Raw genomic sequence first — 23978 nt, 5'->3', positions numbered from 1 at the left:
GCACCACAAAGTGCACATGCACAGGCACCCAGGGGAAGTGACGTCATGACAGCAGTGAACGAGCAGGTGTCCGCCGGCGCACCGGACAGGGCAGATCTCGGTGAGAATGCCGCGCTGAAGGAGACTCTGGAGGACTACACCCTCCGATTTGCGCCACGCAGCTACCGCAAATGGGGAACCGGCGTCGTCGCGACCTCCGCGCTCGGCGGAATCGCGTATCTCGCAGACTTCTCGATCGGCGCCAACATCGGCATCTCGTACGGCACCGGTAACGCATTGCTGGGCATCGCCGTGTTTGCCGTCGTCATCATGGCGACCGGCTTCCCACTCGCCTACTATGCCGCGCGATACAATATCGACCTCGATTTGATCACTCGTGGAAGCGGTTTCGGCTACTACGGCTCGGTGGTCACCAACGTCATCTTCGCGACGTTCACCTTCATCTTCTTCGCGCTCGAAGGTTCCATCATGGCCCAGGGTTTGAAACTGGGGCTCGGGATCCCACTCTCGATCGGCTACGCGGTCTCGACCCTGATGGTCATTCCACTGGTCATCTACGGAATGAAGGCTCTGGCAAAGCTCCAAGTGTGGACGACGCCTCTGTGGCTCGTCATGATGGTGCTGCCGTTCCTGTATCTGCTGTTCAAGCACCCTGATTCGGTGAGCGCGTTCTTCGCCTTCGGCGGTGAGGACGGCGCAAACGGCAAGGGCGTCAACTTCGGATCGGTGATGCTGGCCGCGGGTGTCTGCTTGTCGCTGATCGCACAGATCGCCGAGCAGATCGACTACCTACGCTTCATGCCGCCCAAGACGCCGGAAAACACCCGCCGTTGGTGGGCTGCAGTAATTCTCGCCGGCCCCGGCTGGGTGATCTTCGGCGCGTTCAAGCAGATCGTCGGACTGTTCCTCGCCGTGTACATCATCGCGAACGTCGTCGACGGATCCTCGATCGCCAATCAGCCCGTGCACCAGTTCCTCGAGATCTACCAGGACATGATGCCTCACTGGCTGGCCATGACGCTGGCCGTGATCCTCGTGGTCATCAGCCAGATCAAGATCAACGTCACCAACGCGTACTCCGGCTCACTGGCCTGGACCAACTCGTACACCCGCGTCACCAAGACCTACCCCGGACGCATGGTCTTCGTTCTGGTCAACCTGGCGATCGCACTGATCTTGATGGAAGCCAACATGTTCGACTTCCTCAACACGATCCTCGGGTTCTACGCCAACTGCGGTATCGCCTGGGTCGTGGTCGTCGCCTCGGACATCGCGATCAACAAGTACTGGTTGAAGCTCTCCCCGAAAGTCCCCGAGTTCCGACGCGGGATGCTCTACGACGTCAACCCCGTCGGCTTCGTGTCGATGCTGCTGGCCGCGGGCATTTCGATCCTGGTGTTCTTCGGTGCTTTCGGTTCGGCGATCAAGCCGTTCTCCCCGATCGTCGCAATCGTCATCGCACTGGTGATGCCGCCGATCCTGGCCGTCGCCACCAAGGGAAAGTACTACCTACGACGCACCGACGACGGCATCGATCTGCCGATGTTCGACGAGTACGGGAACCCCTCCGGTGAAACGCTTCTGTGCTGCGTCAGCGGAATCGAATTCGAGCGTCCCGACATGCTCGCGTCGAACGTGCCCGGTCCGAACGGCGAGAAGCAGTACATCAGCTCCCTGGCCTTGAGCACCGACAAGACCGGTGAGCACGTCCTGCCTGCTCAGCTTCCCTGACAACTGCTGTGCGCCTTTATTAACCGCCGGGGGTTAATAAAGGCGCACAGCAGGGTTATGCCCCTACATCGTCGAGCGACTCACCCTTCGTCTCACGCATGACCAGCAGCGCGACAAAAGTCAGCGTCGCCGCTACGAGAAGATAGATGCCGACCCAACCGACGCCGTAGTTCTTCGCGAGGTAGACGGCGATGAACGGCGCCACCGCTGCGCCCAGAATACTGGCCGTGTTGTACGCGATTCCCGAGCCCGTGTAGCGGACGTTGGTCGGGAAGAGTTCCGGGAGAACGGCACTCATCGGTCCGAAGGTCAGGCCCATGAGCAGCATGCCCACGATGAGGAACGCCAACATACGACCGTCGTTCATTCCGTCCGGTTCGAGGAACACGCCGAAGGTCAAGCCGAACACCATGATCAGGCCGGTGATGATCAGCAGTGTGATACGACGCCCGTAGCGGTCGGCGAGCCAACCCGAGACCGGCACGGCGGCAGCGAAGAACACGACTGCGATCAACTGCAGGACAAGGAAATCGGTGTACTTGAAGCCCGCACCGGTTCCACCGTCGGCCGGCGTCTTGTCGGTTCCGTGGCTGAGAACCCAGGTGGTCATGATGTAGAACAGCGTGTACGTCGCGAGCATCACGAACGTACCGATGATCAGCTGACGCCAGCTGGTCTTGAATACCTCGGCGACCGGAGTCTTGACCTTCTCGCCGCGCTCGACTGCACGCGCGAACACCGGGGTTTCCTCGAGCTTGAGCCGGACGTACAGGCCGATCATCACCATGATTGCGCTGAGCAGGAACGGAATTCGCCACCCCCAGCTCAGGAAGGCACCCTCGAGGTCCGGGCTGGAATTGTCGTGGTTCATGAACAACGTGATGATCAGGAACAGTCCGTTGGCCATGAAGAAGCCGATGGGCGCACCGAGTTGCGGCCACATCGCCGCCCAGGCCCGCTTGCCTTCCTTGGCTGTCTCGGTCGCGAGCAGCGCCGCACCCGACCATTCGCCGCCGAGCCCGAGACCCTGGCAGAAACGCATGAGCGCCAACAACGCCGGGGCCAGCAGTCCGATCTGGTGATAGGTCGGCAGTAGTCCGATGAGGAAGGTCGCTATGCCCATCGTCAGCAACGAGCCGACCAGAGTTGCCTTGCGTCCGACGCGGTCACCGAAGTGCCCGAAGAGAATCGAACCGAGGGGACGGGCGACGAACGCGAGTCCGAACGTCGCCAACGACGCGAGAAGCGCGGTGGTGTCGTTGCCCTTCGGGAAGAACAGGTGCGGGAACACCGATACTGCCGCTGTTGCATAGATGTAGAAGTCGTAGAACTCGATGGATGTACCCACCATGCTGGCGACCACGATTCGGCTGCGCGGCACTCCGGCGACGGTATCTGCGTCGCCGCCCTCCGGCTTGGGTGGATTCTCACTGACTGACGTGCTCAAAACATGCTCCTGCGCCGTTATACGAAAGATGCCCAATTGGTGGGATAGTGTCCCAATCAGTAGGAATTGAACACCCGCGGGGTTTTCCGACGCAAATTCGGTTCGCGAATTCGGCTCAGCGGGCAATCCGCGATAAAATTCCGTAAAGGTGAGCCGGGAAGTCTGGTCGGCACGTGCATTCGATGCGTCACAACGTCGATCACGTTCATGTCTGTTGCATCCGAATTCGGTTGCACGAACAAAGGTCGTCCCCACGCGTGATCTCCACCCTGCGTTCCGAACTGTCCCGCTACCTCCGCACCGAAACGGTGGGCGGATCGATCCTCCTGATCGCTGCCGCCCTCGCTCTGATCTGGGTGAACTCGCCTTTCGGTGAGAGCTACATCGCACTACGTGACTTCCAGATCGGTCCGTCCGCACTCCATCTCGACCTCAGCTTGGGCACGTGGGCGCAGGACGGACTGCTTGCCGTCTTCTTCTTCGTCGCCGGCCTCGAACTCAAACGTGAACTGGTGGTCGGCGAACTCGCGGACCGCAAAGCCGCGATGCTCCCGATCATCGCGGCGTGCGGCGGCGTCCTGGTTCCCGCGATCATCGCGGCGTCCATCGGTTTCGGCACGCCCGGCATGGACAAGGGCTGGGCCATTCCCGTCGCGACGGACATCGCTTTTGCCCTCGGCGTGCTCGCGCTGACCGGCTCGAAGATCCCGGCGAGCGCCCGAGTTTTCCTGCTCAGCCTGGCCGTCGTCGACGATCTGCTCGCGATCATCCTCATCGCCGTACTGTTCACCGGTTCCCTCGCGATGTTGTGGCTGCTGACCGCGGCCGCAGCCCTGGCTGCCTACGCCTACGCCCAACACAAACGCATCACGACGCCGTTCCTCTACGTCCCGCTGGCACTACTGACCTGGTACGCGATGCACGAAGCGGGGATACACGCCACACTCGCGGGCGTCGCGCTCGGCTTACTCACCCGGGTGAGGCGCGATCCGGACGAGGAGTACGCGCCCGGTAGCCGTCTCGAGCACCGCATTCAGCCCTACTCTGCAGGCTTCTGTGTCCCCGTCTTCGCACTGTTCGCCTCCGGTGTTCCGATCAACGCGGCGGTACTCGGCGACATTTTCACCGACCCAGTCGGGCAATCGGTCGTCGTCGGTCTTCTGGTCGGCAAAACCGTCGGAATCTTCGGAATTTCCCTGCTCGCGATCAAATTGGGGATAGCAACCAAACCCAAGACACTGGAATTGAGAGACATGTTTGCCCTCTCAGTTCTCGGTGGCATCGGGTTCACCGTTAGCCTGCTTGTAGCAGACCTCGCATTGGACGGGGTCGGCGATGGTAGCGAGGCCGAGATAGCGAAGGCCGCAGTTCTCGTGACATCGTTGGTGGCATCGCTGATCGGATCAGCGCTGCTGTGGCGACGTGGACGAGTTCATGCGGCTCGAGACGACGCTTCCACCGCCATTGCCACGGACGCGAGAGAACTACCTGGAGAGGTCGACAAGTGAGCTTGACCAACGGAGAGAGCCAGCGCTTCACCGGAGATGGAGTACCGAACACGGTCTCTTCCATCCCTCTCACCGATGTGGACGCCCGCACGCCGGGCGAGGCCACCATCGGGGCCCTCGTCAAGGACGCGACCGCACAGGTCTCCACCCTCGTGCGCGCCGAGGTCGAACTTGCCAAGGCCGAGGTGACGGGCGAGGTCAAGAAGGGTCTGCAGGGCAGCGTCTTCTTCATCCTGGCCTTCACGGTTCTGCTGTTCAGCTCGTTCTTCTTCTTTTTCTTCCTGGCCGAGATGCTCGACACCTGGGTGCCGCGCTGGCTGGCGTTCCTCATCGTCTTCCTGATCATGGTGGTGACCACCGCGATTCTGGCGCTGCTCGGTTATCTGCGCGTGCGCAAGCTGAGGGCTCCGGAGAAGACGATCGAATCGCTCAAGCAGGCCAAGAACGTCATCCCCGGCAGCCATGACGACGCAAAGCCGTCGGTCGATTTCAACGCGCGCCGGTAGCGAGTCTGATCGAAAGTGGCAGCCCCAGATCCATCCACCGTCAGGTTCGACGGCCCCTGGATTCACCGGGACATTCACGCCAACGGCATCCGGTTTCACGTCGTCGAGGTAGGCGACGCGGAGCCGGATGCTCCGTTGGTGGTCCTGTTGCACGGATTCGCCGATTTCTGGTGGTCCTGGCGCCATCAATTGACGGCACTGTCGGAGCAGGGATTCCGCGTCGTCGCGATGGACCTTCGTGGGTACGGCGATTCCGACAAGCCCCCTCGCGGCTACGACGGTTGGACGCTCGCCGGTGACGTAGCCGGCCTCATTCGTGCGATGGGTTACGGCAAGGCCACGCTGATCGGTCATGCCGACGGCGGGTTGGTGTGCTGGGCGACCGCGCTCCTGCATCCACGCCTGGTGCGGTCGATCGCGCTGATCTCGTCTCCACACCCGATGGCGCTCAAGAAAGCAGTCGTCCGCGACCCCTATCAGCGCCGCGCGCTTTTGCCCTCGTTCCTGGCCTATCAGGTACCGCTACGCCCGGAACGTCGGTTGACGGCCGACAACGGCGCCGAAGTGGAGCGTCTGGTTCGCTCGCGGTCCGGCCCCACCTGGCCGCAGCAACCCGAATTCGCAGACGTCATGAGCAAGATGCGGGCCGCGATCCGGATCCCGGGCGTCGCGCATTCCACGTTGGAGTACCAGCGTTGGGCCTTCCGCAGCCAGCTCCGCCCCGAGGGCCGACGTTTCATGCGTTTGATGGATCAGGTTCTTCGCATTCCGATCGTCCAGATTCACGGCGAACTCGACCCGTACGTGCTCACCCGTACCGTGCGTCGCGACAAGCACTGGGCTCCCGGCGAGAAACTGCGCACCATTGCCGGAGTCGGTCATTACGCGCATCAGGAAGCCCCCGAGCGCGTCAATCGCGAACTCGGGGACTTCCTCCTTACGGAGAAGTGACCGCTACAGGATGCACGCGCCCGTCGGTACGGGCGTCGATGCCGAGGCAGCCGCGTTCAACTGGCGCGAGACTTCCTGCGCGGTGAGGACGAATCCGGTGTCACTGTCGTCGACGGCAGCACCGAACACGACTCCGAGGACCCGCCCCTGATCATCGACCATCGGTCCACCCGAGTTGCCCTGCCGGATGGATCCGCGGACGGTGTAGACCTCACGCTGGGTGGTTCCGGCCTTGTAGATGTCCGGCCCGTTCAGGTTGAGGACCTCACGAACGCGGGCTGCGCTGGCCGTGTACGGACCGCCGCCGGGGTAGCCGAGCACCAACGCGTTGTCACCGGTCCGAGCCTGCTCCGGAGCGAACGGCAGCACCGGCGCGTCCAATCCGGGAACCGCCAGAATCGCGATGTCCACGGCGGAGTCGAAGAGAACCACCTGCGCGGGCAGTGCGCCCTCCATGGTGTCGACGGTGATGCTCTCGGTTCCGGCAACCACGTGGGCGTTGGTCATGACGCGTTCGGGGGCGACGATGAATCCGGATCCCTCGAGCGCGCGCTGGCAACTCGGTGCTACGCCGTTGATGCGGAGAACACTCGGACGCAACTGCGCCGCCAACGGACTGGCGAGAACGCTCGCGTCGGGTGCTTCGACCTCGGTGATGGGCGTGCGCCCGAACGGGCCGATGACGTCCGGCAGGCCGGAGGTGTCGAGCAGCGCCGAGAACTCGGTCGGGATGCGGCGCAGCCACTGCGGCGCCACTTCGTCCACGCTGGCGAGAACGTCCGAACCACGAACAGCGGCGGCAATGTTCGGCTGCGACGAGGAAGTGAGCGGAATCGCGAGCAACCACGCCGCGACCACGACAGCCACCGCCTGTAGACCCGCACCGATGACGCTGTCGACGGATCGCGCCGTCGGACTGTGCATTCCGCTGCGCGCCGCGCGTCCGAGCACCATGCCGGCGACCTCGCCGATGATGACCAACACGACGATCAGCGAGATGCCCGCGAGGATGCGCAGCTTGCCTTCGGTGACGTGCACGAGCAGGTGCGGCGCCAACAGAATCCCGGCGACGGCACCGAGGATCACGCCGACGAACGCCAGCGCCGACGCCACCGCTCCCTGACGCCATCCGGACGTGGCCGCGATGAGGGCGACCAGAACGATGGCGATGTCCACCCAACGAGAACCTGTCATCGCGGCACCGCCGAATCCTCGACACCTTCACCGAACTCGGACAGCGCTGTGTCCAGGTCTCTCACGTCCTCGTAGTTCCACGGAATCTCCCAGCCCGACACCGTGAACAGCGCCGCGAGGATTCCTGCTGTGAACCCCCAGACCAGCATGCCGTCGGCGCGGAACGCCGGGCCCTGGTACCCGAGGGGATGTCGAACCTGAAACCGGTTGTCTGGGTCGAGCAACGTGCGCAGCGGCACCCGGGCCACCCGTCCGACCTCGCCCTCGTCCTGAATGCCCACCGTCGTCGGCTGCTCCCAGTAGCCGAGCACCGGCGTCACGTCGAAACCCGACGGCGGGATGAAGATCTCCGGCAGCACGGTGAGCGGCTGAACTCCGCTCGGATCGAGCCCGGTCTCCTCCTGCGCTTCACGCAGCGCGGTGCCGACGGGGCCGTCGTCGCCCGGATCGGCGGCACCGCCCGGGAATGCGACCTGTCCGCTGTGCTGACGCATCGTCGACGCCCGTTGGGTCAGCAGGACGTCTGCGCCCTCCGGCAAGCCGCCGACGGCGAGAGGGTCGGCCTCACGCGGTCCGCCGAAGAGCACGAGCACCGCGGCCGGACGCGTCACGGTGCCGCGCGGCGCGCGACGCTCGAGGACGGGGTTGATCCGATGGGGATCGGTGGGCTGGGTGCTGGCGACAGCGCGCAACCACTCGGGAACCGGTGTACTCATACGACGACTCCCAGATATTGCGCCGCAGCGGCGGCGATCTCGTCCGCACTGCGGAAGGGTTGGGGCAAGACCTTGGCGACTGTTCCATCCGCGCGCACGAGCACCGACACCGGCAGCACCGGCGGTGCGCCCACTGCGATCCGTACCTTGCCGTCACCGTCCTGGACGCCGGGCAAACGCACCGAGTAGTCGATGAGTCGCGTCAAAGCGTTCTCCTGATTCGGATCCGAATGCACGGTCAGCACGTTGATGCTGCCGTCGGCGCGCTCCGCGAATTCCTGAAGGTACGGAAGCTCTTCGGCGCATGGCGCGCACCAGTACGCCCACAGATTGAGCAGGGTCGGCTTTCCGCCCACCGCTGCGGCAAGGTCGACGGGCGCTCCGTCGGAGACGCAGTCGAGGGTGATTCCGGCGAGAGCCGAGCCGGCAGGCGCTTCGCCGGTCGGAGTCGGGCAGGAGGCCAGAGCCGCCTGGCTACGGAGTTGATCGAGCGATTCCGACGACGGAGTGAACGTCGGCGGCTGATACGCGGACGAGGACGGGCCCGTCGACGTGGGCGTCGTGTCGTCTCCCCCGCGCGGCCAGATCGCCACGACGAGAGCCGCGACGACCACGAGCGCAGCGAGAGACCATCTTCCGGCACTTGTCATCGGCGATCACAACCCTGCCAGGGCGAGCAGATGATCGGTCTCGGGGCCTTTCACCAGGGCCGCGGCCTCGGTTTTGTCGGTCGGGCCGAGACCGTACGACGGGCAGTCCTTGGCCAGAACACACACACCGCACGCGGGCTTGCGCGCGTGGCAGACCCGTCGGCCGTGAAAGATCACGCGATGCGAGAGCAGAGTCCATTCCTTACGTTCGATCAGTGCCCCGACGGCGTGTTCCACTTTGACGGCATCTTCTTCCTCGGTCCACTTCCACCGACGCACGAGCCGACCGAAGTGGGTGTCGACGGTGATTCCCGGAATGTCGAAGGCATTGCCCAGCACGACGTTCGCGGTCTTGCGTCCGATGCCTGGGAGTTTCACCAGATCTTCGAGCTTGTTCGGGACCTGCCCGTCGTGGCGTTCGAGTAGCGCCTGACCGAGTCCGATCAGCGACGTCGTCTTGTTCCGGTAGAAGCCGGTGGAGCGGATGTACTCCTCGAGTTCGGTCCGATCGGCTTCCGCGTATGCCTTTGCGTCGGGATAACGGGCGAAGAGTGCCGGCGTGACCATGTTGACGCGGACGTCGGTGCATTGCGCCGACAGGATTGTCGCCACTGCCAGTTCCAACGGAGTCGTGAAGTCGAGTTCGCAGTACACGTGTGGGAAAGCCACAGCGAGCTCACGATTCATCCGACGCGCCCGGCGTACCAATCCGAGGTGTGATTCTTCCTTCCGCGCACCCCCCGAACGCGGTTTCTTCCGCTGCTCTGAACTGCCTGTCGGGGTGGTCTGCACTCAGACAACTGTACGGATACGACATGAGTGGAGACTCCGTCGTGTCGATTCTGAGACCTTCGACGTGTTTACTTCCCCCTATGCAAGGACTCGCAGTAATTCTCTTTCCGCTACTGCTTATGCTCTTTGCCCTGGCGATGGAACGAGTCGAAGGGCGATTGCGTCGGCTCTCGGTCCAAGAGCATGAAGTAGAAGACTTCCTCGACCAGGCAAGTCACGACGACGTCGCCCGCCTGGCAAGCGATGGGTTTCCCCATGCGTTCGCCCGCTTCCACCGGAGGCGTAAGGGCCGTCAGTCGGAGGCTCCCGAGAGCGCCAGCCTGGGCGAAATCCGGACACAACGGGCAAGTTGACGGCCATACAAAGTAGTCACCGCAGCAGATTCCGGAAGAATTTTCGGCTCTTACGTGGCATCAATCACTCGTCGCGAGCTAACGGGACGTAGACTTCGATGCCGTACCTGTTGCATTGAACACAGATTGCATTGGACACAGTGTCTCACTCATGAGGGCTGAGCCTGTGTACGACGGTTTGTGCGCAGCGAGGGTACAAAGATAGATAGCGCAAAAATGACACCACAAACGAACAAATCCCAACAAGGAGCGCACGTGGACGACGTCCTGGCAAGAGCCGGCATCTTCCAAGGAGTCGAGCCCTCAGCGGTAGCGGCGCTGACAAAGCAGCTGCAGCCCGTCGACTTCCCCCGTGGACATGTCATCTTCAACGAAGGTGAACCCGGTGACCGCCTGTACATCATCGTGTCCGGCAAGGTGAAGATCGGTCGACGCTCACCCGACGGTCGCGAGAACCTGCTGACGATCATGGGCCCGTCCGACATGTTCGGCGAACTGTCCATCTTCGACCCCGGCCCCCGCACCTCGACGGCTACGACCGTCACCGAGGTTCGCGCCGTGAGCATGGACCGCGACGCTCTCAAGGCATGGATCCAGCAGCGCCCCGAGATCGCCGAGCAGCTTCTGCGCGTTCTCGCCCGCCGTCTGCGTCGTACCAACAACACCCTGGCCGACCTGATCTTCACGGACGTTCCCGGCCGTGTCGCCAAGGCGCTCCTGCAGCTCGCGCAGCGCTTCGGCACTCAGGAAGGTGGCGCCCTGCGCGTCACTCACGACCTCACGCAGGAAGAGATCGCCCAGCTCGTCGGCGCTTCCCGCGAGACCGTCAACAAGGCGCTCGCCGATTTCGCACACCGCGGATGGCTTCGCCTCGAAGGCAAGAGCGTCCTGATCTCGGATTCCGAGCGCCTCGCTCGTCGCGCGCGCTAGCTCTTCCTGTTCGACTCTTTCGGCCGCTCCCGCTTCGGTGGGGGCGGCCGAAGTCATTCACTGGACTCTTGTTGTACCTATCGGTAAAGTCTGTACCGATAGGTACATATCTGATCGAGAGGCCCCGCAATGACCGTCCGAGCACCGATTCCGCCCTTCACTCACGAAACTGCCGTCCAGAAGGTCCGCCTCGCCGAGGACGGATGGAACTCCCGCGACCCGCACAAGGTGTCACTGGCCTACACGCCGGACAGTTGGTGGCGTAATCGGTCGACGTTCGTGACCGGCCGATCCGAGATCGTCGAACTTCTGACCGAGAAGTGGACCCGCGAACTGGACTACCGGTTGATCAAAGAGTTGTGGGCACACAGCGACGACCGCATCGCAGTGCGATTCGCGTACGAGTGGCACGATCACGACGGGCAGTGGTTCCGCTCCTACGGCAACGAGAACTGGGAATTCGACGCCGACGGACTCATGCACCACCGTCATGCCAGCATCAACGACGTTCCCATCGAGGAGTCCGAGCGAAAGTTCTTCTGGGATCCGACCGGACCACGCCCGCACGATCATCCGGGCCTGAGCGAGTTGGGTCTGTGATGAAAGGATGAATCCATGGCCAGACAGGTAGCTGAACGCTCGGACACGATTCCCGCTCTCGCGAACGTGTTTCGAACCTACGGGTTCGACGGAGCAAGCCTGGCCGTCATCACCGAACACACCGGTTTGGGCAAAGGCAGTCTCTACAACTTCTTTCCGCGCGGGAAGGAAGAGATGGCCGAGGCGGTGCTCGACGAGGTCGACGGATGGTTTCGCAGCGAAGTCTTCGAACCTCTTCGAGCAGAATCGGTTCCACCGAGGCAGCGCATCCAGAGCATGTTCGCTACCGCGGGCGACTACTTTCGGTCAGGGCAACGCATTTGCCTGTTCGGCGCATTTGCACTCGGTGAAGAGCGAAACCGCTTCGGCGCCAGGGTGCGAACATACTTCGACGAATGGACAGCGGCTCTCGAGGCGGCACTCGTCGGTGCCGAAGATTCCATCGGACTCGCCGAAGAAGCCGTGGCCGGGATCCAAGGGGCGATCGTGATGTCCCGGGCCCTGGACGACGGTTCCGTATACAGCCGAGTGACGACGCGACTCGAAGATCGACTGGTACAGGCACTCACGCCGTAACGCATACCGCACGACCACAAAGGCATTTGTGCCGCGGCATCCACCTGGCATGCTCGAAAAAGCATGCACAAGAAGAAAGGAACCCATGCCCTCGTTCGAGACGGTGATCGCATCCACCCCTTTGGGGAAGGTCCGCGGCCGAAAGCGTGACGGTTCCTACTACTTCGGTGCGATCCCCTACGCCAGCGCACCGCGCTTCGAGAAGCCGCGACCGGTGGAACCGTTCTCCGACGTCTTCGACGCCACAGCGCTTGGAACGGTCTTCCCCCAACCACCTTCACGACTCGAACGCATCATGGGGCCACCGCTCCCCGAACCGGAGCACAGCGAGGACAGCTTCACCGTCACCGTCACAACCCCGTCGCTGACCGGTCATCGCCCGGTGATGGTGTGGCTTCACGGTGGCGGGTACTCCAGTGGCGGCGGCTCACTCCCCTGGTACGACGGCGGCGCTTTGTCAGCCGAGGGCGACGTCGTCGTGGTGTCGGTCAACTATCGCGTCGGCGTGCTCGGATACCTCCTCCTCGACGGCGTCAGCGAAGGCAATCTCGGGGTACACGATCAGATCGCGGCGCTCGAGTGGGTGCGCGAGAACATCGAGGCATTCGGCGGCGACCCAGACTCGGTCACCGTATTCGGTCAGTCGGCCGGCGCTCATTCCATTGTGAATCTGTTGAGCAGTAACAACTCTCGAACCCTGTTCCATCGAGCAATTCTGCAGAGCACCCCACGGCCGGACCTCAACTTCACGCAGGCTGCCGCGATCGAGAACGGGGAGACGTTTGCCCGACTGCTCGACGGAGATCCTCGGACCGCGCCGCTCTTCCACATTCTCGACGCATTCCGCGGCACGGCTGTCGAGTTCAGCCGGCGGTCCCCCAATGTCGTGCAACCGCCCTTCGCGCCGATCTCCGAACTGGAACCGGTGATCCGAACTTTCGAAACAGCGCCTGACGTCATCGTGGGATACACCCGAGACGAGGGATCTGCTTTCGTGCGCGACGTAGCGGGAGTACCCGATCCCGAACACGTCGCCGAAAAGGCACTGACACAGAACATGTTTGCCGAACCGGCAATGGAGCTGGCCGAGACCTTCACAGCGGCCGGCGCGTCGGTGTACACGTACCGCTTCGACTGGGCACCGACGGACGACGTCTTCGGAGCAACTCACTGCATAGAACTACCCTTCGTGTTGGGAACCGAGCAGTCCTGGCAGGGCTCACCGATGCTGGGCAGCAGCGACTGGCAGAGCATCGACGCACTGGGCCGTCGGATACGCCGGCACTGGACGTCGTTTGCGCACACGGGAAGTCCGGACAGCAGCGAAACCTGGGAGAAGTACACCTCGTCCCAATCGATCGGAATCACCTTCTCCTGAGCAACTTCGGGCGCCTACCCACCCGGAGAAATCCCGTCTAGGATTGCTCCATGGACATGCCCAAGCTCCTCGACGGGCGACTCAAACTCCGCCATCTCCTGCTCGTCGACGCATTGAGCCGTCAGGGCAGTGTGGTCGGCGCCGCTGCCGCACTTCACATCACGCAACCTGTCGCGACTCGGAGTCTGCACGACATCGAGTCCATTCTCGGCGTCTCGCTCTTCGACCGCGGCCCACGCGGCATCACCCCGACCATTTTCGGCGAGGCCTTCACAACTCATGCACGGGCCGTGATCGCGCAGCTGACCGAAGCCGGGCGACACGTCGTCGAACTTGCCGACGCCAATCGCGGAACCGTCATCGTGGGAACACATCTCGCCGGATCCAACGTGCTGCTTCCCGGCGCTATCGCGCGCCTGAAGGTTCACCACCCGTTGCTCACCGTCGTCGTGCGCGAAGGTACGCCAGAGCAGTTGCTCACCGATCTGGAAGCGGGCCGAATCGACCTGATCGTCGGCCGGCTCACCTCACCTACCGATGACACCGCGACAAGACGGAACCTCTACGCCGAATCCGTCGAACTCGTCACCCGCGTAGATCACCCGCTCGCTCACCGCGAGGACGTCCAACTCGAAGAACTACGCGGCTTCCCCTGGATCCTTCCCGGGGTCGAGACAGTGCTCCGACGCGAACTCGAGGAGTTCTTCGCCCGGAACGGCTTGCCGTTGCCCGAAAATCGGGTCGAGGCAACCTCTTTCCTCACCGTGCGTCAGCTACTGGTCGAGACCGACATGATCGCGGTACTACCGAGCCTCATCCCCCGCGACGATGCGCGCTTGACCACCCTGTCCATCACACTCGATCCGATCGGGCACAGCGTCGGCATCACCTCGTCGGCGACTCGCACGTCGAGTCCGTCCGCGCAGGCCCTGATCGCGACGCTGGAGTCCTTTGCAACTGAGCTCATGCGACCGTGAAACGCCGATCGGCCCGTTCCCTCCAGAGGGAACGGGCCGATGTCGGATCAACCAGGACTCAGGCGTTTTCGGAGACGCGAATCTCCTCGTGCTCCAAGCCCCGCGACGAATCGGGGACAATCTTGAACAGTGCGATGGCGCCGACCAGGCTGATCGTGCACACCCCGGCGAGATACCAGGTCACACCGACCGAAGATCCGGTGGCGTCGAGCAGAGCCGTGGCGATCATCGGTGCCAGTCCACCGCCGAGAATTGCACCGCTCTGGAGGATCAGAGACGAGCCGGAATAGCGGACCTTGGCCGGGAAGGTATCGGCGATGATGCTGCCCTGGACACAATGTGTGACCGGAACGATCAGGCCCATGCCCAGGAACGCGATGACGGCGACCATTTTGTTCTCGGTGTTGAGGAGCGGGAAGAACACGATGCACCACAACAGGATTGCAGCTGATCCGCCGATGAACATGTGCCGACGCCCGTACTTGTCGGCGATCTTTGTCCAGAACGGGATGGAAAGGAACCACAGGACTGCTGCCGCGGTCACGCTGAGCACCAGGAATTGCTTGTCGTAGCCCAGATGTTGAGTTCCGTACGACAGGGTGAACACCATGAAGGCGTACGCCACGGCGGAGTTCGCCAAGCACGCGGCAAGCGTGAGAGACAAACGGGGGAAGCCGACCTTGAGCGACTCACGCAGCGGGAAGCGGACTATTTCGCCCTTCTCCATGATCCCGGCGAATGACGGCGACTCGGTGACGCGCAGGCGAATCACCAGACCGATCGCCACCAGAACGAAGCTGAGCAGGAACGGGATTCGCCAACCCCACGAAGCGAATGCCGAGTCCGACATCACGGCGTTGGTCGTCAGGAAGATGCCGTTGGCGAGAACCAGTCCGGCGGGTGTGCCCATCTGAGGGAAACCTGCATAGAGATTCTTCTGCCCCGCCGGCGCGTGCTCCATCGACATGAGTGTCGCGCCGGCGCCTTCACCGCCCAGACCGATGCCCTGAACGACGCGCATCGCCACCAGGAGGACGGGCGCCCAGAAACCGATGGAGTCGTAGTTCGGGATGAGGCCGATGAGTGTGGACCCGATGCCCATCATCACCAATGAGACCACGAGCGTGGCCTTGCGCCCGATCCGGTCACCGAAGTGCCCGAACACGAGTCCACCCACCGGCCGTGCAATGAACCCGACGGCGAAGGTGCTGAAGGCAGCCAGCGTGCCGGCCGTGGGGCTCAGGCTCGGGAAGAATTGTTTGTTGAAGATCAACGCGGCGGCTGTGCCGTAGAGGAAGAAGTCGTACCATTCGAGAGTTGTGCCGGCCAGGGTTGCCATGGCAACTCGGCTACGGGCCGCTTTCTCCGGCAACGGCTTTCCGTCGCTCGTAGTGCTGTTGGATATCTTGTCTGACATCGCGGAACCTATCGATTGGATGGGGCAGGCGGACGATGAAGTCTGTAGTCACCGACCCCGTCTTCGGGATTGTCGGTATCACGAGCGTCGTCGATCGTTGTGTTTGGAATTGTGCTCGCTCGAGACATGACTCACAAATGCCGAATTCACCGTCCGCCATACCGGAAAAGGTATAGCCGGGGCCTCAGACGAGACCCAGGAAACGTTCGGCATTCCCCCGCGAAATCAGTTGGCGCGCAGTATCGTCCAAGAACTCACTCTTGCGAACCACCTCACCGACCGGACGCTCCCCCAAGGGGTACGGGTAATCACTACCCACCATCACACGGTCCACCCCCACCGTGTCCACCAACAGTCGCAGCGCACGCTCGTCGAAGACGACGGAATCCACGTAGAACCTTCCCAGGTAGTGCGAAGGCGGGAACTGCGACGTTCCGATGATGTCGTTGCGGCCGTGCCAGGCGTTTTCCATCCGGCCCAACCAGAACGCGAAAGATCCACCACCGTGCGCAAATCCGATCTTGAGACGATCGTCGATCTTGTCGAACACCCCACCGAGAATCAGTGCGAGTATCGACAGGTGCGTTTCGGCCGGCATCGCAGTGAGCCACTGCGCCATCCAGCGATCGAGGCGCGGAGAGTTGGCCATGTCCCACGGGTGCACGAATACCGGCACGTCCAGCGACGCGCAGTGCTGCAGGAACGTCACCACCCCCTCGCTGTCGAGGTCCAGATCGCCGACATGATTGCCTATCTCGACACCGCGGTGCCCGTTCGCGATGCACCGCTCCAACTCACGGCACGCTGCGTCGGTGTCTTGCAGAGGCACCTGGCAGAACGGAATCAACCGATCCTTCGCCGGCTCCACGATCTCGAGTGCGAGGTCGTTGAAGATCCGTGCAATGCGACTTGCCTGCTCACCGCTCCGGCCATAGTTGAAGAACGCCGGAGTAGGTGAGACGACCTGAGTCTGCACTCCGTCGGCATCCATGTCCCGAAGCCGCACCTCGGCGTCCCAGGCATCGGACTGGATGCGACGGAACTCCTTGGTGCCCATCATGATCATTGCTTCGGTTTCCGACTCGACCTTCAGCCACGGCGCTTGCGGCCCCGCGTCTTCGGTCAGATCCGGCCACCCGTTGGGCACGTAGTGGGTGTGGATGTCGATCAGGTTGCTCATAGCTCAGCCCTTGCCGGGATGGAGCGTGCCGCACTTGTCACACGTGCGGGCTTCTTCGCTCTCGTAGAACTTGACGAACACCGGCGGAAGGTCGGCCACGATGTCGCGCACCTGAAGTTCGACCTCGTGAATCTTGTGATCACATTCGAGGCAGTACCACTGGAACTTCTCGAGCGTGCCTTCCTTGCGGACGCGTTCGATGACCAGGCCGATCGAGCCCGCGGTGGGACGCTGCGGCGAATGCGGAATGTCTCCTGGCAGCAACCAAGTTTCACCCTCGCGAATGTCGACGCGCTGAGGACCGTCTTCGGTCATGACATTGACGTGGATGTCGCCTTCGAGCTGGTAGAACCACTCCTCGTACGGATCGAGGTGGTAGTCGGTCCGCTGGTTGGGGCCGCCGACGACCTGCACGATGAAATCGTCTCCGAGCGCCATCGTCTGATTGTTGACGGGCGGCTGCAGGAGGTGGCGGTTGTCGTCGATCCACTTCTTGAAGTCGATGACGGGAGGAATCGTGGTCATGATGCATTCTCCGTATCTTCGGACGCCGAGCGTCGGGAGGCGGGCACGTACGCCACGCCGGAAATTTCGATGAGCAGGTGAGGGTGGGGCAGCTGGTGAACAGCCACAGTCGTTCTCGTCGGACCGTTTTCGTCGAACAGTTCGGCGTACACCTCGTTGTATCCGCCGAAGTCGTTCATCGACACCAGGTAGGAGGTGACCTGAACCAGATCACTCAGTTCTCCACCCACTTCGGCGAGAATCGCCGCGATGTTCTCGATGACGGCACGCGTCTGCGCCCGAATGTCGAGCGCCGTGGTCCCCATCTCGTCGACCTCGACGCCGACAAACGTGTTGTCGGGTCGACGCGAACTGGTCCCGGAGACATAGACGAAATCGCCGACCACCTTGACGTGGGGGAACTTTCCGCGCGGCTTCGCCAGCTTCTCGATGACCTGCGCCCCACTCATCGCTTCACACCTTTCACCGTGACGGTTCCGAGTCCGTCGATCGTGCACTGTGCGACGCCCTCGTCGAGTCGCACAGCTGCTGTGGCGGCACCGGCCAGAATTACCTGCCCGGCGCGCAACGGGATTCGGCGTCGGCGGGCGATGTCGAGCAGTGCATGCAAAGCGCGCGCCGGATCGCCGAGAATGGCCGACGTGGACCCGACTACCGTCTCACCGCCGACTTCCATACGTACGGAACGGTCTTCGACGTTCTGTAGCGGCAGCCACCTCCCGATCACGTACCCGGCAGCGCTGGTGTTGTCAGCGACGACGTCGGTGTAGGTGAAGCGGAAGTCGCGGTACCGCGAGTCGATGATCTCCATTGCGGGAGCCAGTGCGTCGACGCAGGTTTCGATGTCGACGTTCGGATCGTCGAGATCGACGTCCTTCGACAAGCGGTATGCCACTTCGGGTTCGATCTTGGGATGAATGAACGTCCTCAGGTCGACTTCGCCGCCGTTGCTCACGCACATCGCGTCGGTCAACTGACCGACGATCACTTCGGAGACACCCATCTGCGCCATCTTCGCTTTGCTCGTGAAGCCGAGCTTGATGCCCACAATCGATTCACCACGGCTGGTGCGCCGTTCGAGGAGTTCGTTCTGGATCCGGTAGGCCTGGTCGATGTCGATGGTGTGTTCGTCGGCGAGGCTCGGGGTGTCGGTGCGCGTCTGCGCAGCGTCGTCGAGGCGACGCGCGAGCGCGGATACGGTGTCTTCGGGGGCTGTCATCACGCCTCGCTCATTTCTGCAAAACTTTTGCGGTTTCGATGTTCACAGTTGCACACATACATTCGTCGGTTCGGTGTAGAAGTGCAGCGAGGACTCGCCGCCCTCACGTCCGATGCCCGACAGGCCCATGCCGCCGAAGGGAGATCGCAGTTCGCGGGTGAACCACGTGTTGACCCAGGAGATTCCGACGTTCATCTTCTGCGCGACGCGGTGTCCGCGGCGCAGGTCGTTGGTCCACACGGAGGCAGCAAGGCCGTACTCGGTGTCGTTTGCGAGGGCGATCGCTTCGGCTTCGGTCTCGAACGGAATGAGTGCTGCGACGGGTCCGAAGATCTCCTCACGTACGGCGCGATCCTTGTTGGTCAAGCCTGTCCACAGGGTGGGTTCGATCCAGGATCCGCCCGACAGTTCCTGTCCGAGGTCCGGAATACCGCCGCCGGTCAGCACTTTCGCGCCTTCCCGCTCGGCGATCTCGAAGTAGTCGAGTACCTTCTTCCGGTGTGCCTGCGAAATGAGCGGTCCGGTCGTCGTTGCATCGAGCGTCGGGTCGCCCAGACGCAGTCCTGCTGCCCGCTCCACGAGTCCACCGGCGATGTCTTCGAAAATGCTGCGGTGCACGTACACCCGCTCGGTGCACAGGCAGACCTGGCCGGTGTTGGTGAACACCGACTTGGTCAGACCCGTCAGAGCCTCGTCGATGTCGACGTCGTCGAACACGATCGCGGCGTTCTTGCCGCCGAGCTCGAACGAGACCGGACGGACCCGCGGGGCAACGGTTTTCATGACATGCGAACCCGTTGCCGAAGATCCGGTGAAGGTGACGCCGTCGATACCGGGGTGCGTGGTGAGGAACTCGCCGGCCGAGTTCGCACCGAATCCATGGACGACGTTGTAGACGCCGGCAGGCAGGCCGACCTCTTCGAGCACCTCGGCCAGCAACGACGCAGTCGCCGGGGTTTCCTCGGAGGGCTTGACCACCACGGAGTTTCCGCACGCGAGCGCGGGCGCAACCTTCCAGGTCAGGAGAAGCAGCGGCAGGTTCCACGGAACGATCACGGCGACGACGCCGAGCGGCTTGCGGATCGCGTAGTTCAGCGCCTGCTTGCCGCCCGCGAGGTCCGTGACAAACGATTCCTGTCCCGCCGCGGCGACGATGTCGGCGAAGGTGCGGAAGTTCGTCAGGGCGCGCGCGACGTCGAGTTCGCGTGCCTGCGTGATCGGCTTGCCGGTGTCCGCCATCTCTGCGGCGACGAACTCTTCGAATCGCTCCTCGATCCGGTCGGCAGCGCGTCGCAGCAGAGCCGTCCGCTCTCGAACCGGCGTATCGGCCCAACCGTTGTCCAGAGCACGTCTGGCAGAGGTCACGGCCCGATCGACCAGGGCCTTGTCGGCCTCGTGGACCCGGGCGAGAACACGGCCCGTTGCTGGGTCGACCTGATCGAAGCTCGACGACTCGTCGGGTTCGACATAGGAGCCGTCCACGTAATTGCGGATCCATCCGTCGCATTGTGAGGTCATGGACTAACTATTGGGCCGTGACCCATATCAAACAAATGCAAAAACTGCCGCCAGCTATACCTCGATCGGCATAGATGGCGGCAGTTCGGCTACACAACTCAGCTCTGCATGTCGGCGCCGAGCGCCTCAGCGTCGCAGATACGCCAACTGCACGTTGACGGATTTCTCCGCGACCGGCCACAACTTCGGGTCCACGTCGGAGTAGACGTGTTCGACTACGTCGCGCACCGAGGCCGACTCGCCCAACGTCGACAGAGCGGCCCGCACCTGATCCAGACGCTCCTCGCGGTGGGCGAGGTACTGCTGCGAAATCGCCTGCAGATCGGGTAGGTCCGGACCGTGCCCGGGAAGAACCGTCAGTCCTTCGCCGAGTGCGGCCAGCGATCGCAGCGAGGTGAGGTAGTCCCCCAGATCGCCGTCGGAGTCGTCGAGAACTGCCGTGCCGCGGCCCAGAATGGTGTCGCCCGTCAGCACGCTCGCATCGTTCTCGATGACTATCGACACCGAATCCGCGGTATGGCCCGGCGTCGCGAGGATCCGCAACTTCAGGCCCGCTACCTCGATCACTTCACCGTCGACAAGCGCCGAAGCGCCCCCGCGAAGAAAAGTTGGGTCGACGGAACGCACTGGAGCCGAAGTCAATTCGTGGAAACGGTCCACCCCGCCGGTGTGGTCGTAGTGCCGGTGCGTGATCAAGGTCAGCGCTACCGGACCGATACCAGCGACACGTTGCAGGTGTTCCTCGTCGTTGTCGCCTGGATCGACGACAACACACTCGACGCTGCCCGGAGCATGCAGAATCCAAGTGTTCGTACCGTCCAGCGTCATCATGCCCGGGTTGTTCTCGAGCAAGACCGAAGCGATGTCGGTGACGCGGCGAAGCTGCGCGTAGGCGGGATGGACAGTCGACATCAGCGAACTTCGACGATCAGTTCCACCTCGACCGGAGAGCCGAGGGGAAGTTCTGCCACGCCGACTGCCGAACGGGCGTGGATACCGGCGTCGCCGAGCACCTCACCGAGGAACTCGGATGCGCCGTTGATCACGCCGGGCTGGCCGGTGAATCCTTCGGCGGATGCCACGAAGCCGACAACCTTGACGACGCGAACGACGTTGTCGATGCCGACCAGGGCGTCGATGGCAGCGAGAGCGTTGAGCGCGCAGGTGCGAGCCGCGGCCTTGGCGTCCTCATCCGACACGCCCGCGCCGAGCTTGCCGGTCAGCGCCAGTTTTCCGTCGACGAACGGGAGCTGACCCGACGTGTACACGTGGTTGCCGCTGCGAACCGCGGGAACGTACGCAGCGACGGGTGCCGCGACGGCGGGAAGTGCAATGCCCAGTTCGGCGAGACGCTCCGACCAGGTCTGTGTTGCCTCTGCCATGTGATTCAGCCCTTCGGACGCTTCATGTACGCGACGTGCTGCTCGCCCGACGCGCTCGGCAGGACGGCGACGAGTTCCCAGCCGTCGACACCCCAGTTGTCGAGAATTGCCTTCGGATTGTGGACCAGCAACGGAGTCACGGTGTATTCCCAGGAAGTTATTTCGCTCATGCGGTGAGCCTATCCCGCGTACATCTTCGGCCCCAGACTTATAGGCTCGCGGTGTGGTTGCATCCCAAGATGAGCTGAGCAGGACCTGGCCCGAGTCTGCGACGAAGGCCCGCCTGCACTTTGTGTCAGGTAAAGGCGGAACCGGTAAGTCCACGGTTGCCGCCGCGTTGGCGCTCGCGTTGGCCGAAGGCGGCAAGCGCGTTCTCCTCGTGGAGGTCGAGGGCCGCCAGGGAATCGCGCAGCTCTTCGACGTACCACCGCTTCCACCGCAGGAGACCAAGGTCGCGGCCGCCGAAGGTGGCGGTGAAGTGATGGCTCTGGCCGTCGACATCGAGACCGCGTTCCTCGAATACCTCGAAATGTTCTACAACCTCGGCTTCGCCGGCCGGGCGATGCGTAAGTTCGGCGCCATCGAATTCGCCACCACAATCGCTCCAGGCCTTCGCGACGTTCTGCTCACCGGCAAGATCAAGGAGTGCGTCATCCGCACCGATCGAACCGGCAAACGCGTGTACGACGCCGTTGTCGTCGATGCTCCCCCGACCGGGCGGATCGGCAGCTTCCTCGACGTCACCAAGGCGATGGCCGACCTCGCCAAGGGCGGCCCGGTGCATTCGCAGAGTGAAGGCGTCGTTCGGCTGCTGCACTCGCCGGAGACCGTCGTACATCTTGTTGCGCTTCTCGAAGCGCTGCCCGTTCAGGAAACCGCCGACGCCGCCGCAGAACTGGCGCGTGACGACCTCAACCTCGGTGCCATCATCGTCAACCGCGCCAGCCCGAGGTTCTTGCCCGAAGACCAACTCTCCGGTGCTGCAGCCGGCAACATCGATGCAGCTTCGATCCGGTCGACGCTCTCCGATGTCGGCATCGATCTGTCCGACGACGACTTCGCCGGCCTGCTCACCGAGACGATCGAGCACGCGTCGGTGCTCGAAGCTCAAGAATCCAGTGCGGAGAAGCTCCGCGAGATCGACGGCGCGCGGGTGCAACTTCCCGCACTCGCCGACGGCGTCGATCTCGGTGGGCTCTACGAGCTGGCCGAATACCTCACGGAACAGGGCGTGTGATGACCGAGACCACCGAGAACGTGACGGTCGGCAGTTCCAGGACCGGCCGACGCGCAGCTCCTGCCCTCGATATTTCGGCGATCATCAAGGACCCGACGGCCCGGATCGTGGTGTGTTGCGGCGCAGGTGGCGTCGGCAAGACCACGACGGCTGCGTCGCTGGCGTTGCGGGCAGCCGAAGAGGGCCGACGCGTAGTCGTCCTCACCATCGATCCGGCCCGTCGCCTCGCACAGGCCTTGGGTGTGGCCGAACTCGACAACACTCCGCAGCCGGTGAAGCTGGGTCCCGAGGCCACGGGCGAACTCCACGCGATGATGCTGAACATGCGTCGGACTTTCGACGAGATGGTCATCGAGCATTCGAGCCCTGAGAAGGCCGAGCAGATCCTGGCGAATCCCTTTTACCAAACCGTTGCCACATCGTTCTCCGGAACGCAGGAGTACATGGCGATGGAGAAGTTGGGGCAGCTGGCGTCGAACGACGCGTGGGATCTGGTGATCGTCGATACCCCGCCGTCGCGCAATGCGCTCGACTTCCTCGACGCTCCACAGAGGCTCGGAACATTCCTCGACGGACGGATGATCCGGCTGCTCTCGGCACCCGGCCGTGGCCTGACCAGGCTCGTGGCCGGCGCGATGGGATTGGCCCTGAAGGGTGTCTCGACCATCGTGGGAAGCCAAATGCTTTCGGATGCATCGGCATTCGTGCAGTCGCTCGACTCGATGTTCGGCGGTTTCCGTGAACGCGCCACGAAGACCTACGAGTTGCTGCGTCAGCCGGGGACTCATTTCCTGGTGATCGCAGCGGCCGAGCCCGACGCTCTCCGTGAGGCGGCGTTCTTCGTCGATCGCCTTGCGGGTGACTCGATGCCGTTGGCCGGTCTGGTTCTCAACCGCACTCACCCGACGTTGACGGCTCTGCCTGCCGATCATGCGGTGACCGCCGCCGACAAACTGGAAGCGAAGGAAAATGCGACCGAGGCCGAGGCCCTCACCGCAGCCGTTCTCCGCATCCATGCCCATCGGGCAGTGATCGCGAAGCGAGAAATCGCCTTGCTGAGTCGATTCACCGCAGCTCACCCGAGGGTGCCGCTGATCGGTGTTCCGTCGCTACCGTTCGAGGTCTCGGACCTCGAGGCGCTGCGCGCGGTGGGAGATCAGCTCACTCGTAAGGGCTGATCCCCCGATCGAC

General features: G+C 63.0%; 26 protein-coding genes. 12 read left to right on the top strand and 14 right to left on the bottom strand.

Annotated features, from left to right (window positions below):
- The first annotated feature begins 45 nt into the window (after positions 1-45).
- Positions 46-1731 (top strand): purine-cytosine permease family protein, encoded by a 1686-nt coding sequence (locus KTR60_RS02455; RefSeq protein WP_047270014.1) that lies wholly within the window; start codon positions 46-48, stop codon positions 1729-1731.
- A gap of 55 nt (positions 1732-1786) precedes the next feature.
- On the opposite strand, the gene KTR60_RS02450 is transcribed toward KTR60_RS02455, so the two are convergent.
- Complete coding sequence (locus KTR60_RS02450; RefSeq protein ID WP_228401745.1) at positions 1787-3178, bottom strand: MFS transporter; 1392 nt, start codon at positions 3176-3178, stop codon at positions 1787-1789.
- Between the two features lie 173 nt (positions 3179-3351).
- Between KTR60_RS02450 and nhaA the strand changes: the two genes are divergently transcribed.
- The 3 genes from nhaA to KTR60_RS02435 are packed head-to-tail and all read left to right on the top strand — an operon-like array spanning position 3352 to position 6143.
- Positions 3352-4686, top strand: a complete 1335-nt coding sequence (gene nhaA / locus KTR60_RS02445) for a Na+/H+ antiporter NhaA (protein WP_007732414.1) — start codon at positions 3352-3354, stop codon at positions 4684-4686.
- A complete protein-coding gene (locus KTR60_RS02440) occupies positions 4683-5192 on the top strand; it encodes a phage holin family protein (protein WP_007732413.1) in 510 nt (169 codons plus the stop codon). The genes nhaA and KTR60_RS02440 overlap by 4 nt, the downstream gene beginning before the upstream one ends.
- Before the next feature lie 15 nt (positions 5193-5207).
- On the top strand, positions 5208-6143 hold the full coding sequence (locus KTR60_RS02435) for an alpha/beta fold hydrolase (RefSeq protein WP_228401743.1): 936 nt from the start codon (positions 5208-5210) through the stop codon (positions 6141-6143).
- Between the two features lie 3 nt (positions 6144-6146).
- Here the strand turns inward: KTR60_RS02435 and KTR60_RS02430 are convergent, their stop codons facing one another.
- The 4 genes from KTR60_RS02430 to nth are packed head-to-tail and all read right to left on the bottom strand — an operon-like array spanning position 6147 to position 9495.
- Positions 6147-7337 (bottom strand): MarP family serine protease, encoded by a 1191-nt coding sequence (locus tag KTR60_RS02430; RefSeq protein ID WP_003946095.1) that lies wholly within the window; start codon positions 7335-7337, stop codon positions 6147-6149.
- Positions 7334-8053 carry an NUDIX hydrolase gene (locus tag KTR60_RS02425; protein ID WP_007732411.1) on the bottom strand — a complete coding sequence of 240 codons (720 nt, stop codon included), beginning with the start codon at positions 8051-8053 and terminating at the stop codon, positions 7334-7336. Before KTR60_RS02425 ends, KTR60_RS02430 begins: the two co-directional genes overlap by 4 nt.
- Complete coding sequence (locus KTR60_RS02420; RefSeq protein ID WP_003943500.1) at positions 8050-8703, bottom strand: TlpA family protein disulfide reductase; 654 nt, start codon at positions 8701-8703, stop codon at positions 8050-8052. Before KTR60_RS02420 ends, KTR60_RS02425 begins: the two co-directional genes overlap by 4 nt.
- Positions 8704-8709: 6 nt before the next feature.
- Positions 8710-9495, bottom strand: coding sequence for an endonuclease III (nth, locus tag KTR60_RS02415; protein WP_003943471.1), 786 nt, complete (start codon positions 9493-9495; stop codon positions 8710-8712).
- An 80-nt stretch (positions 9496-9575) separates the two neighbouring features.
- Between nth and KTR60_RS02410 the strand changes: the two genes are divergently transcribed.
- The 6 genes from KTR60_RS02410 to KTR60_RS02385 all read left to right on the top strand — a co-directional run bounded on the left by KTR60_RS02410 (position 9576) and on the right by KTR60_RS02385 (position 14309).
- Positions 9576-9848 (top strand): hypothetical protein, encoded by a 273-nt coding sequence (locus KTR60_RS02410; RefSeq protein WP_039973294.1) that lies wholly within the window; start codon positions 9576-9578, stop codon positions 9846-9848.
- A 255-nt stretch (positions 9849-10103) separates the two neighbouring features.
- On the top strand, positions 10104-10778 hold the full coding sequence (locus tag KTR60_RS02405; RefSeq protein ID WP_003943506.1) for a Crp/Fnr family transcriptional regulator: 675 nt from the start codon (positions 10104-10106) through the stop codon (positions 10776-10778).
- A 129-nt stretch (positions 10779-10907) separates the two neighbouring features.
- Positions 10908-11378, top strand: coding sequence for a DUF1348 family protein (locus KTR60_RS02400; RefSeq protein WP_007732407.1), 471 nt, complete (start codon positions 10908-10910; stop codon positions 11376-11378).
- Between the two features lie 15 nt (positions 11379-11393).
- The gene (locus tag KTR60_RS02395; RefSeq protein WP_003943459.1) at positions 11394-11954 is read left to right on the top strand and encodes a TetR/AcrR family transcriptional regulator; all 561 of its coding nucleotides are present in this window, start codon (positions 11394-11396) and stop codon (positions 11952-11954) included.
- A gap of 85 nt (positions 11955-12039) precedes the next feature.
- Positions 12040-13332 (top strand): carboxylesterase family protein, encoded by a 1293-nt coding sequence (locus KTR60_RS02390; RefSeq protein WP_228401742.1) that lies wholly within the window; start codon positions 12040-12042, stop codon positions 13330-13332.
- A 50-nt stretch (positions 13333-13382) separates the two neighbouring features.
- Positions 13383-14309, top strand: a complete 927-nt coding sequence (locus KTR60_RS02385; protein ID WP_003943516.1) for a LysR substrate-binding domain-containing protein — start codon at positions 13383-13385, stop codon at positions 14307-14309.
- Between the two features lie 58 nt (positions 14310-14367).
- Here KTR60_RS02385 and KTR60_RS02380 read toward each other — a convergent pair whose 3' ends face one another.
- The 9 genes from KTR60_RS02380 to KTR60_RS02340 all read right to left on the bottom strand — a co-directional run bounded on the left by KTR60_RS02380 (position 14368) and on the right by KTR60_RS02340 (position 21720).
- On the bottom strand, positions 14368-15726 hold the full coding sequence (locus KTR60_RS02380; protein WP_042446679.1) for an MFS transporter: 1359 nt from the start codon (positions 15724-15726) through the stop codon (positions 14368-14370).
- A gap of 184 nt (positions 15727-15910) precedes the next feature.
- Positions 15911-16906 carry an amidohydrolase family protein gene (locus KTR60_RS02375; protein ID WP_042922846.1) on the bottom strand — a complete coding sequence of 332 codons (996 nt, stop codon included), beginning with the start codon at positions 16904-16906 and terminating at the stop codon, positions 15911-15913.
- Positions 16907-16909: 3 nt separating this feature from the next.
- Complete coding sequence (locus tag KTR60_RS02370; protein WP_003943511.1) at positions 16910-17431, bottom strand: 3-hydroxyanthranilate 3,4-dioxygenase; 522 nt, start codon at positions 17429-17431, stop codon at positions 16910-16912.
- Positions 17428-17880, bottom strand: a complete 453-nt coding sequence (locus KTR60_RS02365) for a RidA family protein (protein ID WP_003943520.1) — start codon at positions 17878-17880, stop codon at positions 17428-17430. Before KTR60_RS02365 ends, KTR60_RS02370 begins: the two co-directional genes overlap by 4 nt.
- Positions 17877-18650: a 2-keto-4-pentenoate hydratase gene (locus tag KTR60_RS02360; RefSeq protein WP_042446669.1), complete on the bottom strand. Its 774-nt coding sequence runs from the start codon at positions 18648-18650 to the stop codon at positions 17877-17879. Before KTR60_RS02360 ends, KTR60_RS02365 begins: the two co-directional genes overlap by 4 nt.
- A 42-nt stretch (positions 18651-18692) precedes the next feature.
- Complete coding sequence (locus KTR60_RS02355) at positions 18693-20168, bottom strand: 2-hydroxymuconic semialdehyde dehydrogenase (protein WP_003943524.1); 1476 nt, start codon at positions 20166-20168, stop codon at positions 18693-18695.
- 126 nt (positions 20169-20294) lie between these two features.
- Entirely contained in the window at positions 20295-21080 is a 786-nt protein-coding gene (locus KTR60_RS02350) for an MBL fold metallo-hydrolase (protein ID WP_007732381.1), read from the bottom strand.
- Complete coding sequence (locus KTR60_RS02345; RefSeq protein WP_003943508.1) at positions 21080-21550, bottom strand: RidA family protein; 471 nt, start codon at positions 21548-21550, stop codon at positions 21080-21082. Before KTR60_RS02345 ends, KTR60_RS02350 begins: the two co-directional genes overlap by 1 nt.
- Positions 21551-21555: 5 nt before the next feature.
- Complete coding sequence (locus KTR60_RS02340) at positions 21556-21720, bottom strand: hypothetical protein (RefSeq protein WP_003943454.1); 165 nt, start codon at positions 21718-21720, stop codon at positions 21556-21558.
- Positions 21721-21773: 53 nt separating this feature from the next.
- Between KTR60_RS02340 and KTR60_RS02335 the strand changes: the two genes are divergently transcribed.
- On the top strand, positions 21774-22787 hold the full coding sequence (locus KTR60_RS02335; RefSeq protein WP_037130910.1) for an ArsA family ATPase: 1014 nt from the start codon (positions 21774-21776) through the stop codon (positions 22785-22787).
- Entirely contained in the window at positions 22787-23965 is a 1179-nt protein-coding gene (locus KTR60_RS02330; RefSeq protein WP_007732380.1) for an ArsA family ATPase, read from the top strand. The genes KTR60_RS02335 and KTR60_RS02330 overlap by 1 nt, the downstream gene beginning before the upstream one ends.
- Positions 23966-23978: the final 13 nt, after the last annotated feature.

The sequence above is a fragment of the Rhodococcus sp. C1 genome (genome assembly GCF_020809065.1).
Lineage (GTDB): Bacteria > Actinomycetota > Actinomycetes > Mycobacteriales > Mycobacteriaceae > Rhodococcus_F > Rhodococcus_F qingshengii.
Note: the sequence above shows the minus strand (reverse complement) of the source record. Positions and strands in the feature narration are given on the sequence as shown.

Bases quoted from the DNA above. Each gene is read 5' to 3' on its own strand.
- KTR60_RS02425 (WP_007732411.1), bottom strand. From the start codon at position 8,053: ATGAGTACACCGGTTCCCGAGTGGTTGCGCGCTGTCGCCAGCACCCAG.
- KTR60_RS02370 (WP_003943511.1), bottom strand. From the start codon at position 17,431: ATGACCACGATTCCTCCCGTCATCGACTTCAAGAAGTGGATCGACGAC.
- KTR60_RS02375 (WP_042922846.1), bottom strand. From the start codon at position 16,906: ATGAGCAACCTGATCGACATCCACACCCACTACGTGCCCAACGGGTGG.
- KTR60_RS02410 (WP_039973294.1), top strand. From the start codon at position 9,576: ATGCAAGGACTCGCAGTAATTCTCTTTCCGCTACTGCTTATGCTCTTT.
- KTR60_RS02330 (WP_007732380.1), top strand. From the start codon at position 22,787: ATGACCGAGACCACCGAGAACGTGACGGTCGGCAGTTCCAGGACCGGC.
- KTR60_RS02455 (WP_047270014.1), top strand. From the start codon at position 46: ATGACAGCAGTGAACGAGCAGGTGTCCGCCGGCGCACCGGACAGGGCA.
- KTR60_RS02400 (WP_007732407.1), top strand. From the start codon at position 10,908: ATGACCGTCCGAGCACCGATTCCGCCCTTCACTCACGAAACTGCCGTC.
- KTR60_RS02390 (WP_228401742.1), top strand. From the start codon at position 12,040: ATGCCCTCGTTCGAGACGGTGATCGCATCCACCCCTTTGGGGAAGGTC.
- KTR60_RS02350 (WP_007732381.1), bottom strand. From the start codon at position 21,080: ATGTCGACTGTCCATCCCGCCTACGCGCAGCTTCGCCGCGTCACCGAC.
- KTR60_RS02365 (WP_003943520.1), bottom strand. From the start codon at position 17,880: ATGAGTGGGGCGCAGGTCATCGAGAAGCTGGCGAAGCCGCGCGGAAAG.
- KTR60_RS02380 (WP_042446679.1), bottom strand. From the start codon at position 15,726: ATGTCAGACAAGATATCCAACAGCACTACGAGCGACGGAAAGCCGTTG.
- KTR60_RS02430 (WP_003946095.1), bottom strand. From the start codon at position 7,337: ATGACAGGTTCTCGTTGGGTGGACATCGCCATCGTTCTGGTCGCCCTC.
- KTR60_RS02395 (WP_003943459.1), top strand. From the start codon at position 11,394: ATGGCCAGACAGGTAGCTGAACGCTCGGACACGATTCCCGCTCTCGCG.
- KTR60_RS02385 (WP_003943516.1), top strand. From the start codon at position 13,383: ATGGACATGCCCAAGCTCCTCGACGGGCGACTCAAACTCCGCCATCTC.
- KTR60_RS02345 (WP_003943508.1), bottom strand. From the start codon at position 21,550: ATGGCAGAGGCAACACAGACCTGGTCGGAGCGTCTCGCCGAACTGGGC.
- KTR60_RS02355 (WP_003943524.1), bottom strand. From the start codon at position 20,168: ATGACCTCACAATGCGACGGATGGATCCGCAATTACGTGGACGGCTCC.
- KTR60_RS02340 (WP_003943454.1), bottom strand. From the start codon at position 21,720: ATGAGCGAAATAACTTCCTGGGAATACACCGTGACTCCGTTGCTGGTC.
- KTR60_RS02420 (WP_003943500.1), bottom strand. From the start codon at position 8,703: ATGACAAGTGCCGGAAGATGGTCTCTCGCTGCGCTCGTGGTCGTCGCG.
- KTR60_RS02360 (WP_042446669.1), bottom strand. From the start codon at position 18,650: ATGACAGCCCCCGAAGACACCGTATCCGCGCTCGCGCGTCGCCTCGAC.